This window comes from Kitasatospora sp. NBC_01250 (assembly GCF_036226465.1).
GTDB lineage: Bacteria > Actinomycetota > Actinomycetes > Streptomycetales > Streptomycetaceae > Kitasatospora.
The window spans coordinates 2,508,872-2,520,408 of sequence record NZ_CP108476.1; the positions used below are offsets into that span (position 1 = coordinate 2,508,872).

Consider the following 11,537-nt stretch of genomic DNA (forward strand, 5'->3'; position numbering starts at 1 on the left):
CCGCTCAGTGCTGCTGCCAGCTCGGGTCCGTGGCGAGGGCCGTGAGCTGGTCGACGGTCAGCACGGGTGCGCCGCCCTGGATGTCGTAGCCGTTGCTGCCGTTGCTCTCGGCGATGCTGACCCCGGTGCCGTCCGGCAGCATGGCCTCGACCGTCCAGACGGTGGCGGGGCCGCCGCTGCCGGTGGTGTCGACGGCCGTCGAGGTGATCACGCTGCTGCCGCCGTTCACCGCGCGGGTCAGCTGCTGGCCGGCCCGGACGCTGCCCTCGAAGGCGCCCCGGGGATCGCCGGCCCCCCGGTCCAGCTGTGGATCGACCGTGATCACCAGCACGCTGCTGCGCCCGGCGGCGGTCACCGTCAGATGCCCCTCGCCGGCGGTGGTCTGCGGTGTCCCGCCGTTGTCGTGCTGCACACCGGCGGGCAGCAGCCGGTCGGCGGTCGCCAGGACGTCGGCGGGCCGCGGAGCCTTCGGCGCGGGCGTTCCGGTCGTCGGGGCGGTGACCGGACGGGCCGCGGCGATCAGCCCGTCCCAGGAGCTGCTGGTCACCACCGCGGTCAACTGCTCGGCGGAGAGCGCGGGATCGGCCCGGGTCACCGGGGCGGCCACCGTACGGGAGTTGTACTCGTCGAGCCGCACCTGCCGCCCGTCGATGCCGGTGTACACCGCGCTCCACTTTTTGACCGGGTTGCTGGAGGTCGGGGCCGACCTGTCGACGACCAGGATCGACCCGTCCGGCCGGACGGTCCGGGTGCAGCCCTCGGTGGGCACCATGAACGGGTCCGGGCACTGGGTGCCCTCGGTGTCCTCGCCGAGCGGCACGGCGACCGTCGCGGTGGACAGTTGCAGCAGCGTGGCGCCGTGGCCGTCGTCGAAGACGAGCCTCGCCGTCGGGCCCGGGCCGGTCACCTGGTCCGGGCTGCTCCGCTCGCTGGTCTGCCCCGGCGGGAGCAGCGGCACGAGGGTGGCGAGCGCGGACCGCGGCCCCGGAGAGGCGGTGGTCTGCCGGCTCGCCGGTGCCACCCGGTCGTCACCGGGCCGCAGCTGGCCGGCGACCAGGCCGACCACGGTCAGCACGGCCGCACCGCCGGCCACGGCGGCGGCCCGGCGCCGGGCGACCCGGCGGCGACCGCGCCGCTCACCGCCGTCGGCCAGCAGCTCGCCGGGGGTGTCGGGGGCGAGGTCGGCGGCCTCACGCAGGAGTTCGGTGATGGAGTCCTCAAGGGGCATGGCGGAGCCGGCCTTTCTGAATGACGTGACGGTCAGGTGAGGTCAGGGGTGGGGCAACTCGTCCAACTGGTCGCCGAGCACCGCGCGCAGCCGCTCCAGCGCCCGGCTGCTGCGGGAGCGCACCCCGCTGGCGCTGAGCCGCAGGACCGCGGCGGTCTCCTCGACACTGCGGTCCTCCCAGAACCGCAGCACCAGCACGGCACGGTCCTGCACCGGCAGCTGCCCGAGCGCGCGGAGCATGGTGACCCGCAGCGCCGGATCCGGGTCACTGACGGCCGTCTCCGCCGTCTCCGGGAACCGATCGGTGACCTGCTCGGTGCTCGCCCGCCGCCGGCGGTGCGAGAGGAAGGTGTGGAACAGCACCGTCTGCGCATAGCCCGCCGGATTCTCCAGCCGGGATATCCTGCGCCACTTCCCGTAGATCCGCCCCAACGCCTCCTGCGCGAGGTCCTCGGCGAGATGCGCATCACCACCGGTCAGCAGATACGCCGTGCGCACCAGCCGTCGCCCCATCGCGGCGGCGAACGCCCGGAATTCCAGCGGCTCCGGCGATCCGGAACCCGTCGTTGTGCGGTCCATACCCGTTCAACGCGCTGACCCCGCCCCCGCGTCCCAGGCCCTCAGCCGAGCTGCGAGGCAGCCATCGGCCGGGCGCGTTCGAGGAGGTCCCGAGCGCGTGGATTCCGGGCGTGCGGTCTGATGGCGGCCAGCATCGCTCGGAACCGGTCGTCGGCCCGGCCGGACTGGACATGCGGGTAGTCGTCGAGTGCGAGGTGCCAGGTCTGGACAGCCTCCTCCAGCAGTCCGGCCTGACCTTCTCGGACTGCTCCAGCGCGCGATCGCGCCTTCGCGGTCGCCGAGTTCGTAGTTCACCTGGGCCACGTGGCAGGCGAGTGAGGCGGGGTCGTAGGAGCCGTGGGCCTTCGCCTTGGACTCGGCCTGTTCCATCGCGGCCTCCGCCGCATGGAGCATCGTCAGCGCTCCTCGCCGGTCGCCGATCCGGGCGAGCGCGTGTGCCTGTTGTCCGGCGAGGAACGCCCGCATCCTCGGGCCCGCCTCTGGTGAAGCGGCTGACGCGGCGTCGGCGTACCGCAGGGCGGCCTGGCCGTGGCCGAGTTCGACGGCCTGCACGCTCATCCCCCGAAGGACGGTGCAGTAGGTCAGGTGGTCGCCGGCGGCGCCGGCCAGTTCCAGCGCCTTCGTGAGTAGTTCTGGCCGAGCATGTCCAAGCGCTCGTCGACGGCCATGTAGCCGGTCAGGTACAGGTGGTCCGCGGCGGCGGACAGCACGGCCTTGCGGACGCCCTCCGAGGCGGTGGCCTGCAAGTGCGGGGCAATGTTGTTGACCATGAACGCGGCGGCCAGCGGCCGGGCGGTCCGCCCGCCGAACTGGTCGTCCATCTCGCTGATGCGCTCGGTCATGGCCATCACCGCCTCGACCTCGGCCATGCCGATGCGGGTGTGCGGGTCGGTCCTGAGCCTGCCGAACCGTCCGACGACGTCCTGCCAGCCGGGGATGGTCAGGGCGACCGAGTACAGGCCCGCCCCGAGCACGCCCCTTCGCGATGGGTCCATGTCCATGCTCCCGAGGTCTCAGCGGGCCGAGGATCCTCCTGCTCACTCTGGCGGTCGTTGCTGCCCCCAGTCCAGCGGGCCCGCAGTCGGGGCCGCACCCGGTGGTCGGCTGGGGTGTCCACCTCGCCGACGATCAGCAGTTGAGATGCTGCGCGCGACGGCAAAGTCGACTCCGCCGACTTTCGAGCCGGCGGCCGAGGGCGCGAAGCTCGAGGTGCGCCGCTTCAGGCTGGGTGGACGGCGCGCTCATCGCTGGGCCTGCGGGGCGGTGGGTGCGTAACGAGCACTGGTAGGAGTCCAGGTGGTCAGGGCGTGACCGAAGCGGTCCAGGGCTCGGGCGAACCGATGGGTGGCGTGGTCGAGTTCGTCATCACGGACGGCGCTGCACAGCCACCAGAAGCGGCGCTCCTCGGCGTCGAGCAGCGCCCGCACGTGCTCGTGGGCTTGGGTCGCCCGCAGCCCTTGGGCGCTACTCAGGGCGTCGACGGCAGTGAAGGTGTCCGTGTCGTCGGCGGCGAGATCGTTGGCCAGGCACCCGATCATCGAGAAGCTGCGCAACAACGACTGCACCAGCGCGTCGTTCCAGTCGGGCGTGACGCACCGTTCGGCCAGCTCGCACCACATTGCGGCCAGCAGCATCCCGCCGTCGGCGGGCCGGATCGTCAGGTACTGGCGCAGGGTGGGCGTGCGGTGCGACTGTACGAAGTCGAGCAGCTTGCCGCAGGCCGCGTGCACCCACTCCTCAAGGTGCGTCAGATACCGCTGCCGCCACTGGACGGGCATCATCACCCGGGTGTCCGCCACGAGATCGGCCAGCGCGTGCACAGCAGGATGATCGCCGGGCCCGGGTCGCACGCTGCCGCCGGCGACCAGCACGAGCGACAGGGCGAACTCCCCCACCGCCTGCCGTGACTCGCCCAGCAGCTCCCTGTCGAAGGCATCGTCAACGAGCCACGTCCACAACGCCCAGCGAGTGGCGAGGTCCAGCTCACCCCCGGACGCGGTCGGCCACCCGGCCAGACACAGATCCACGTACCCGTGCGCGAGGTAGGCGGCCGGGTCGGGGTGGAGACCGTACTGCGTGAGGAACGTGGCGGCCGAGACGTACAGCTCGGTATGGCGGGAATCCATTACACCGGCCATCAGCCCGCCACCTGCCGTCCGGCTCGGTACCGATGGAGGCATGGTGTGCAGAGTTGGTCACGTCTGTCCCGCAGTACGCCCGGCGCGACCCGCGTCGTCCTCATCCGGCTGCCGAGTGCGGTTCCTCCTCGGTGACCCCGACAGCCCAGTCACGCTCGCTCGGGAGATCGAAGAGGGTGTGCCGATCACGCTCGGGATGAGGATCGCGGTCACGGTCGGCGAGCTGCGGAAGCTCGGGTCCGTGCCCGGCCTCGAAGCGCGATACGAGACCGGGCACGTCAACTTCTCGGTATTTCGCTTCGACGATGACATGATCGCCACTCCGATCCTGGCTCGTCGGGTTGGACACGACTCCCCGATGTTCCACCTCCGCAGGCAGCAGTCGGACGGCCTGTTCGACCGATTCATGGAACACGTCGAGGAGTTGTGGGGTCGAGGGCGGAACATCTGGGAGAGGGGGGCAGCAGATCATGCCGAGGCGTGACTTCGAGGACGATCCGAACGCACCGAAGGCCAACTCGCTGGTGCCGGCAGCATCCGTGGTCGTCGTCGACAGTGATGGCCGGGTACTGCTGCAGCGGCGCGCGGACAACGGGATGTGGGCGCTACCCGGCGGCAAGATGGAACTGGGCGAGTCCCTAGGTGACTGCGGTGTGCGGGAAGCCCTGGAGGAGACCGGGATCCACATCGAGATCACCGGGATCGTCGGGACCTACACCGACCCGGGCCACGTCTTCGCGTACGACGACGGCGAGGTGCGTCAGGAGTTTTCGATCTGCCTGCTCGGCCGCCCAGTCGGCGGTGAGCTGCGGATCTCGGACGAGTCGTCCGAGGTGGACTGGTTCACCCCGGACGAGGTGGACTGCCTGCCGATGGTTACGAGCATCCGCAAGCGGGTGAACGACTGGCGGTGCGGCCGGTTCCCCGTCATCCGCTGAGTGGACGCAGCTCGCACGCTGCCAAAGTCGAGACAGCCGACTTTGGCAGCGCCTCAGCGGTCACTCTTCGCCGCGCCAGCGGGCCAGCACCTGGGCGGCCTGCTCGCGAGGCGCGGAAAAGTACTCATCCCAACGGGAGTGGCGGCGTCGCTCCGACAGGCATGCGAAAGAGCGAGCAAGGTTCCTGCCGGATCTCTCGGACAGCGGCCTTGCTCGCATTACCGGGAGGAGAGGGAGGCCCCGGTGACGGTGCGGGTGGTGCCGTCGGTGAAGGCGAGGGTGGCCGTGTCGATGACGCCGGGCTTGGGTGCGTTGCCGGGCCACCAGGCGGTCCGGCGGCCGTTCTCGACGGTGACGTCGAAGGTGTGGCCGCCGTACCGAGCTGGTTGACGAATCCGCCGAGGGCCAGACCGCGCTGGGGGGCGGACTCGGGTACCAGGCCCCGCCGCACCAGCCAGGGCCGACGAGCCGTGTCGGCCTCGTCCAGAATGTCGTAGGGGGACGTGGTGCTGGTTCGACTCACCGTACTCCTGCGTTGTCGATCAGGACTGAGCCGACTTTTCTACCACCTGGTAACCGGCCGCGGCCAGGCCGCGCCGGGCTGGTGATCACCGCTGCAAGTGGAAGGGGCGGCTCAGGACGCGCAGGTGGACTCCGGTGGGTTCTACCCCGGCACGGCCGTCCTGTTTTTCCGCAGGATGGCGCGGACTTCGGTGGCCCGGCGGTGGACGTCGGCGGCCGGACGGGGTGACGCCTCCCGGCGGTGGGGGCCAACGTGCTCCGGCTCTGGCGGGATTCGGTCCACCAACCGTCTGCGGGCGAGGGCACCGGCGCATTGCACGGCGGCGGGAAGGCCGTTCGTCATCGCATACCGGAACTGTTCGACCGTCACGTTGCGAGCGAACCAGCCCGCCGCCAGGGGTTCCAACTCCTCGCACTCGCGAGCCGAGAGCATCATCCGCTTGTCCGCCGCGCCGAGGGAGGCCAGGGCACGGTAGGCGATGGAGTGCGCAGGGGGCGCGGGGGTGGGGTCCGCGCTACCGCCGGTGCGGCGGTCGGCGAGGAAGCGTTGCCACCACACCACCGGGCGGGCGGTGCGGGAAAAGTAGGTGCGCGAGACCCAGCGGGTGACGCCTTCGCCGACCCGCTCGCGGATGCGCAGGAGGTGGCCGAGGTCGGCGAGTTTGCGCAGGGCGGAGCGGACGGCCTGCTGGCCGTAGCGGGGCTGCTCGCGGGCGAGGGTCTTGGTGTCGATCGCCGCGCCGTCGGGCAGACGGTCGATGTAGGCGGCGAGGTAGGCCTCGCGTTCGGGAAGGTGGGAGAAGTCGTGCTGGGTGCGGGGGCTTTGGGACGGCGCGGAACGCTTGCCGTAGCCGGGCGCGGCGGTAGGGTGGCAGACAGCCACTGGATCGACCTCGATCTCGATCAAGTTCGGTCAGACCCCCGTTCGGTGTTGGTAGCACCGGCGGGGGTCGTTTCTTTGCGCGAACCGTACACCGCAATTGCCAGACGTAGTCAAGTCGTGACGATAAGTCATATTCATTGACCGACACAGGCATTGGGTGGGTGGGCGGGATATGGCCGCCCACCGTTCCTCAGAGAGAGCGCTCGGATCCCGAACCCCGAAGCTCGGGTCACGTCACCCAGCGCGCGAACGTGTCCTGGGCCCGCAGCCGCCCTCGAAGCTCTACGGCCCGCCCTCGGTGCCTGATCGCGCTGCACGCCGCCGACATCGGTGCGACCTACGTCGACACCTACGGGCCCAGCGTCGACCACGGGGTGTGCGCGCCCGAAGCGCAGAAGTGGATGTACGGGGTCAAGGACGACCTCACCGGCCAGGGCGACCAGACGGACCCCCCGGCCGGCCTGTGTACCGAGATCCCCGGCACCGGTGAGGCGTGCACCTTCGTGCACCCCAACGCGTCCGGGGCGGACAGCGAGGCCCGCCAGGTCCGGGCCGCCTTCGAGTAGCAGAGCGGCCCCGCCCGGCGCCCTGGGGGCCGGGCGGGGCCGTCGCAGTACGTCAGGCGCTGGTGGCCGCCGTGAAGCGGGCGGCGACGTCCTGCCAGTTGACGACGTCCCACAGGCGGGTCACGTAGTCGGGGCGGACGTTCTTGTACTGCAGGTAGTACGCGTGCTCCCAGGCGTCGAAGGCGAGCAGCGGGGTGGTGCCCTGGCCGACGTTGCCGTGGTGGTCGTAGACCTGCTCGACGATCAGGCGCTTGCCGAGCGGCTCCCAGGAGAGGATGCCCCAGCCGCTGCCCTGGACGCCGACGGTGGCGGCGGTGAGCTGCTTCCTGAACGCCTCGAAGCTGCCGAAGTGCTCGGTGATGCCGTCGGCGAGGGCGCCGTCGGGGCGGTCGCCGCCCTCCGGGGAGAGGTTCTGCCAGAAGAGCGAGTGCAGGACGTGACCGGAAAGGTGGAAGGCCAGCGTCTTCTGCAGCCCGACCAGGCCGCCGAGCTGCTCCTTGTCGCGGGCCTCGGCGAGCTGCTCGATGGTGTCGTTGGCGCCCTTGACGTAGGCGGCGTGGTGCTTGGAGTGGTGCAGCTCCAGGATCTCGGCGGACATCGCCCGCTCCAGGGCGGAGTAGTCGTACGGCAGGTCGGGAAGCGAGTAGGTGCCCATCAGGACACGGCCCCTTTCATACGTGGATCACGCGGATGATCGTGCCGGCGAACACACTATTGCGCATCACTTGCAATAGCCACCACAGTGCATCAGCATGTCAGCTGTGGGGTCGGCCTGTCAGCCGACCTGGACGCACTCCCCGCGGGCGTGTCCTTCCGACCGACGATCGTCTTCCCAACCGGCGCCCGCCGGGACGTCCGGCCGACCCCGCGCCAACCTGCCGTCCGCCGTCCGCCACCCGCCGTCCGCCGTCACGAGCCGTCCGCGCGCCCCCGCGCCCCTCTTCTAATTGCCACCAGATTGCAACTAGCATCCGAGTGCATCTAGGTTGTGCCGCTGTCAGCACGAGCAGCAGGAGCACACCCATGACCACAGCCTCCAGTCCCGCCAAGACCGGCCCCGACCGAACCAGCGGCGGTGGCTGGCGGCAGGCCACCGCCTCGATAACCCGCCAGGAGTGGACCCGCCTGGCGGGCATGGCCGGCTTCATCCTGGCCCTGCACGTCGTCGGCTGGTTCACCCTGGTCGCGATCGTCGCCCCGCAGCACCTGAGCCTGGGCAGCAAGGGCTTCGGCATCGGCATCGGTGTCACCGCCTACACACTCGGCATGCGGCACGCCTTCGACGCCGACCACATCGCCGCCATCGACAACACCACCCGCAAGCTGATGCACGAGGGCAAGCGACCGCTCTCGGTGGGCTTCTGGTTCTCCCTCGGCCACTCCTCGGTGGTCTTCGGCCTGGCGTTCCTGCTCTCGCTCGGCGTCAAGGCGCTGGCCGGGCCGGTGGAGGACGACAACTCCAAGCTGCACCACGTGACCAGCCTGATCGGCACCACCGTCTCGGGCACGTTCCTCTACATCATCGCGGCGATCAACATCGTCATCCTGGTCGGCATCTGGAAGGTGTTCCGGCAGATGCGCTCGGGCCACTTCGACGAGGCGGCGCTGGAGGAGCAGCTGAACAACCGCGGCTTCATGAACCGGCTGCTCGGCCGGGTGATGAAGTCGATCACCAAGCCGTGGCAGATGTACCCGCTCGGGCTGCTCTTCGGGCTGGGCTTCGACACCGCCACCGAGGTGGCGCTGCTGGTGCTGGCCGGTTCCTCCGCCGCCTCGGGGCTGCCCTGGTACGCGATCCTGTGCCTGCCGGTGCTGTTCGCGGCCGGCATGTCGCTGCTGGACACCATCGACGGCTCGTTCATGAACTTCGCCTACGGCTGGGCGTTCTCCAAGCCGGTGCGCAAGGTCTACTACAACCTGACCATCACCGGCCTGTCGGTGGCCGTCGCGCTGATCATCGGCACCGTGGAACTGCTCGGCCTGCTCGCCGACCAGCTCGACCTGCACGGCGCGTTCTGGGACTGGGTCAGCGGGATCGACATCAACCTGCTCGGCTTCCTGATCGTCGGGCTCTTCTTCGTGGTCTGGATCGGCGCGATGGTGGTCTGGAAGGTGGGACGGATCGAGGAGAAGTGGTCGGCCGACGTGCGCCCGGCCGCGCCGGCCCCTGAGGAAGCCTGATGCCCGCCTCCCCCGTGGTGCTGGGCATCGAGTCCTCCTGCGACGAGACCGGCGCCGGCCTGGTGCGCGACGGCGTGCTGCTCGGGCAGGCGGTGGCCTCCAGCATGGACGAGCACGCCCGGTTCGGCGGTGTGGTGCCGGAGATCGCCGCCCGCGCCCACGTCCAGGCGATGGCACCGGTGGTGCGCGAGGCGCTCGACCGGGCCGGCCTCACCCTGGCCGACGTCGGCGCGGTGGCCGTCACCACCGGCCCCGGCCTGGCCGGGGCGCTGCAGGTCGGGGTCGCCGCCGCCAAGGGCTACGCCTTCTCGCTGGGCGTGCCGCTGTACGGGGTGCACCACCTGGCCGGGCACGTGGCCGCCGCGACGCTGGACGGCGGGCCGCTGCCCGACCCGTGCGTGGTGCTGATCGTCTCCGGCGGCCACACCTCGCTGCTGCTGGTGCGCGACCTGGCCAAGGACCCGATCGTGCACCTCGGCGACACCCTGGACGACGCGGCCGGCGAGTGCTTCGACAAGGTGGCCCGGATCCTGGGCCTGCCCTACCCGGGCGGCCCGGCGATCGACCGCGCGGCCAAGGCGGGCGACCGGTCCGCCGTCCGCTTCCCGCGCCCGCTCAGCGGGCGGGCCGACCCGCCCTACGCCTTCTCCTTCTCCGGTCTCAAGACCGCCGCCGCCCGCTGGGTGGAGGCGCAGCGGGCGGGCGGGGCCGAGCCGCGGGTCGCCGACGCCGCCGCCGCGCTGCAGGAGGCGATCGCCGACACGCTGACCCGCAAGGCGGTGCGTGCCTGCCGCGACCACGCGATCGGCACCCTGGTGCTGGTCGGCGGGGTGGCCGCCAACTCGCGGGTCCGTGCGCTGGCCGAACGGCGCTGCGCGGCGGCGGGCATCGCGCTGCGGGTACCGCCGGTGGGCCTGTGCACCGACAACGGCGCGATGGTCGCCGCCGTCGGCGACCTGCTGGTGCGGGCCGGGGCCGAACCCGCCCCCGCGGACCTCTCGATCGACCCCTCGGCCCCGCTGGAGTTCGCGCGGCTGACCCCGACGGCACGGGAGCCGCAGCTCACCGGGTGAGGTGCGTCGCAGTCGGCCGGGCTTGTCGACATGACGATCCAGCACCTACGGTGTTGATCGCCGTGGTGTTCGGGAAGACCGGTGACGGACCCTCAACAGGGGTCCCAGACCGGAGCGGCCCTCGCCACTGTGATCGGGAAGTGTCCGCGTCGCGCCCGTCCACGACGGGCCGCCACCGGGTGCCGCAAGGCGCCCGGGAAGGCGAGCCGCGGACACGTTCGACCCGTCAGCCAGGAGACCGGCCACGGCACCTTACGAGAACTGTCCACGAGGTGCTGGAGAGGCGTTCCCTGCCATGAGTCTGCCCGAAAACCCCGTCATACCCGCCCCGGCCGCGACAGCCCCGGCGGCCGGCACTCCCCCGCGCTGGCAGCGCGCCGACACGATCCGCACCGCCGGACTGCTGACGGTCATCGTGGCCATGCACGTGGTGGGCTTCGCCGTCCTGCTGGGCATGGTCACCCCGCACCACTACGAGATCGGCGGCAAGGTCTTCGGCCTCGGTCTGGGCATCACCGCCTACACCCTCGGCATGCGGCACGCCTTCGACGCCGACCACATCGCCGCCATCGACAACACCACCCGCAAGCTGATGGCCGACGGTCAGCGGCCGGTCTCGGTCGGCTTCTGGTTCGCCATCGGCCACTCCACCATCGTGATGGGGCTGGCCGCGCTGATCGCGACGGGTGCCAAGATCGCGGGCACCCTGGTGGACGACAAGTCCAACGCCCGGCTGACGCTGGGCGTCATCGGCACCAGCGTCTCCGGCGGCTTCCTCTACCTGATCGCCGCCCTCAACCTGGTCGCGCTCTTCGGCATCCACCGGGTCTTCAAGGCGATGCGGGCCGGCCAGTTCGACGAGCACGAGCTGGAGAAGCACCTGGCCAACCGCGGGTTCATGAACCGGATCCTGGGCCGGCTGACCAACTCCATCACCCGCCCCTGGCAGATGTACCCGATCGGTGTGCTCTTCGGCCTCGGCTTCGACACCGCCACCGAGGTGACGCTGATGGTGATGGCCGGCTCCGGCGCCGCCGCGGGGCTGCCCTGGTACGCGATCCTGCTGCTGCCGCTGCTCTTCGCCTCGGGCATGAGCCTGTTCGACACGCTCGACGGCACCTTCATGAACTTCGCCTACCACTGGGCGTTCTCCAACCCGGTCCGCAAGGTGTACTACAACCTCACCATCACCGGGCTCTCGATCGCGGTGGCCTTCTTCATCGGCACCATCGAGCTGGTCGGCGTGCTGCACGACAAGCTGGACCTCACCGACCCGGTCAGCGGCTGGATCTCCGGGATCGACCTCAACAACGTCGGCTACGTGATCGTCGGCCTGTTCGTGGTGGTCTGGGCCTGCGCGCTGGGGTACTGGAAGTTCGCGGGGGTGGAGAAGCGCTGGGCCGGGGCCCCGGCCGCTGACTGAGCCTCA

The 11,537-nt window shown here is 70.7% G+C and carries 12 protein-coding genes and 1 riboswitch; of the genes, 6 read left to right on the forward strand and 6 right to left on the reverse strand.

Features of this window, described 5'->3' with window-relative positions:
• Positions 1-4: 4 nt before the first annotated feature.
• The 4 genes from OG500_RS10370 to OG500_RS10385 all read right to left on the reverse strand — a co-directional run bounded on the left by OG500_RS10370 (position 5) and on the right by OG500_RS10385 (position 3,987).
• Positions 5-1,228 (reverse strand): hypothetical protein, encoded by a 1,224-nt coding sequence (locus tag OG500_RS10370; protein WP_329578978.1) that lies wholly within the window; start codon positions 1,226-1,228, stop codon positions 5-7.
• A gap of 42 nt (positions 1,229-1,270) precedes the next feature.
• Positions 1,271-1,807 carry a SigE family RNA polymerase sigma factor gene (locus OG500_RS10375; protein ID WP_329578981.1) on the reverse strand — a complete coding sequence of 179 codons (537 nt, stop codon included), beginning with the start codon at positions 1,805-1,807 and terminating at the stop codon, positions 1,271-1,273.
• A 581-nt stretch (positions 1,808-2,388) separates the two neighbouring features.
• Positions 2,389-2,802 carry a hypothetical protein gene (locus OG500_RS10380; protein ID WP_329578984.1) on the reverse strand — a complete coding sequence of 138 codons (414 nt, stop codon included), beginning with the start codon at positions 2,800-2,802 and terminating at the stop codon, positions 2,389-2,391.
• A 246-nt stretch (positions 2,803-3,048) separates the two neighbouring features.
• Positions 3,049-3,987: a terpene synthase family protein gene (locus tag OG500_RS10385; RefSeq protein WP_329578986.1), complete on the reverse strand. Its 939-nt coding sequence runs from the start codon at positions 3,985-3,987 to the stop codon at positions 3,049-3,051.
• Positions 3,988-4,060: 73 nt separating this feature from the next.
• Between OG500_RS10385 and OG500_RS10390 the strand changes: the two genes are divergently transcribed.
• Positions 4,061-4,429 carry a hypothetical protein gene (locus OG500_RS10390; protein WP_329578989.1) on the forward strand — a complete coding sequence of 123 codons (369 nt, stop codon included), beginning with the start codon at positions 4,061-4,063 and terminating at the stop codon, positions 4,427-4,429.
• Complete coding sequence (locus tag OG500_RS10395; protein ID WP_329578992.1) at positions 4,416-4,883, forward strand: NUDIX hydrolase; 468 nt, start codon at positions 4,416-4,418, stop codon at positions 4,881-4,883. Before OG500_RS10390 ends, OG500_RS10395 begins: the two co-directional genes overlap by 14 nt.
• Positions 4,884-5,547: 664 nt before the next feature.
• Here the strand turns inward: OG500_RS10395 and OG500_RS10400 are convergent.
• Positions 5,548-6,312 (reverse strand): hypothetical protein, encoded by a 765-nt coding sequence (locus OG500_RS10400; protein WP_329578995.1) that lies wholly within the window; start codon positions 6,310-6,312, stop codon positions 5,548-5,550.
• A 227-nt stretch (positions 6,313-6,539) separates the two neighbouring features.
• Here OG500_RS10400 and OG500_RS10405 point away from each other — a divergent pair, with 227 nt between their 5' ends.
• Positions 6,540-6,854, forward strand: coding sequence for a hypothetical protein (locus tag OG500_RS10405; RefSeq protein ID WP_329578998.1), 315 nt, complete (start codon positions 6,540-6,542; stop codon positions 6,852-6,854).
• 52 nt (positions 6,855-6,906) lie between these two features.
• On the opposite strand, the gene OG500_RS10410 is transcribed toward OG500_RS10405, so the two are convergent.
• Positions 6,907-7,509: a superoxide dismutase gene (locus OG500_RS10410; RefSeq protein ID WP_329579001.1), complete on the reverse strand. Its 603-nt coding sequence runs from the start codon at positions 7,507-7,509 to the stop codon at positions 6,907-6,909.
• Positions 7,510-7,877: 368 nt separating this feature from the next.
• Here OG500_RS10410 and OG500_RS10415 point away from each other — a divergent pair, with 368 nt between their 5' ends.
• The 3 genes from OG500_RS10415 to OG500_RS10425 all read left to right on the forward strand — a co-directional run bounded on the left by OG500_RS10415 (position 7,878) and on the right by OG500_RS10425 (position 11,531).
• Positions 7,878-9,035 carry a HoxN/HupN/NixA family nickel/cobalt transporter gene (locus OG500_RS10415; protein ID WP_329579004.1) on the forward strand — a complete coding sequence of 386 codons (1,158 nt, stop codon included), beginning with the start codon at positions 7,878-7,880 and terminating at the stop codon, positions 9,033-9,035.
• Positions 9,035-10,108, forward strand: coding sequence for a tRNA (adenosine(37)-N6)-threonylcarbamoyltransferase complex transferase subunit TsaD (gene tsaD, locus OG500_RS10420; protein WP_329579007.1), 1,074 nt, complete (start codon positions 9,035-9,037; stop codon positions 10,106-10,108). Before OG500_RS10415 ends, tsaD begins: the two co-directional genes overlap by 1 nt.
• Positions 10,109-10,154: 46 nt before the next feature.
• A riboswitch (cobalamin riboswitch) is annotated at positions 10,155-10,369 on the forward strand.
• 34 nt (positions 10,370-10,403) lie between these two features.
• Positions 10,404-11,531 (forward strand): HoxN/HupN/NixA family nickel/cobalt transporter, encoded by a 1,128-nt coding sequence (locus OG500_RS10425; RefSeq protein WP_329579010.1) that lies wholly within the window; start codon positions 10,404-10,406, stop codon positions 11,529-11,531.
• Positions 11,532-11,537: the final 6 nt, after the last annotated feature.

Excerpts from the sequence above, each read along its gene's own strand:
- OG500_RS10370 (WP_329578978.1), bottom strand. The coding sequence starts at position 1,228 with ATGCCCCTTGAGGACTCCATCACCGAACTCCTGCGTGAGGCCGCCGAC.
- OG500_RS10375 (WP_329578981.1), bottom strand. The coding sequence starts at position 1,807 with ATGGACCGCACAACGACGGGTTCCGGATCGCCGGAGCCGCTGGAATTC.
- OG500_RS10380 (WP_329578984.1), bottom strand. The coding sequence starts at position 2,802 with ATGGACCCATCGCGAAGGGGCGTGCTCGGGGCGGGCCTGTACTCGGTC.
- OG500_RS10385 (WP_329578986.1), bottom strand. The coding sequence starts at position 3,987 with ATGCCTCCATCGGTACCGAGCCGGACGGCAGGTGGCGGGCTGATGGCC.
- OG500_RS10395 (WP_329578992.1), top strand. The coding sequence starts at position 4,416 with ATGCCGAGGCGTGACTTCGAGGACGATCCGAACGCACCGAAGGCCAAC.
- OG500_RS10410 (WP_329579001.1), bottom strand. The coding sequence starts at position 7,509 with ATGGGCACCTACTCGCTTCCCGACCTGCCGTACGACTACTCCGCCCTG.
- OG500_RS10415 (WP_329579004.1), top strand. The coding sequence starts at position 7,878 with ATGACCACAGCCTCCAGTCCCGCCAAGACCGGCCCCGACCGAACCAGC.
- tsaD (WP_329579007.1), top strand. The coding sequence starts at position 9,035 with ATGCCCGCCTCCCCCGTGGTGCTGGGCATCGAGTCCTCCTGCGACGAG.
- OG500_RS10425 (WP_329579010.1), top strand. The coding sequence starts at position 10,404 with ATGAGTCTGCCCGAAAACCCCGTCATACCCGCCCCGGCCGCGACAGCC.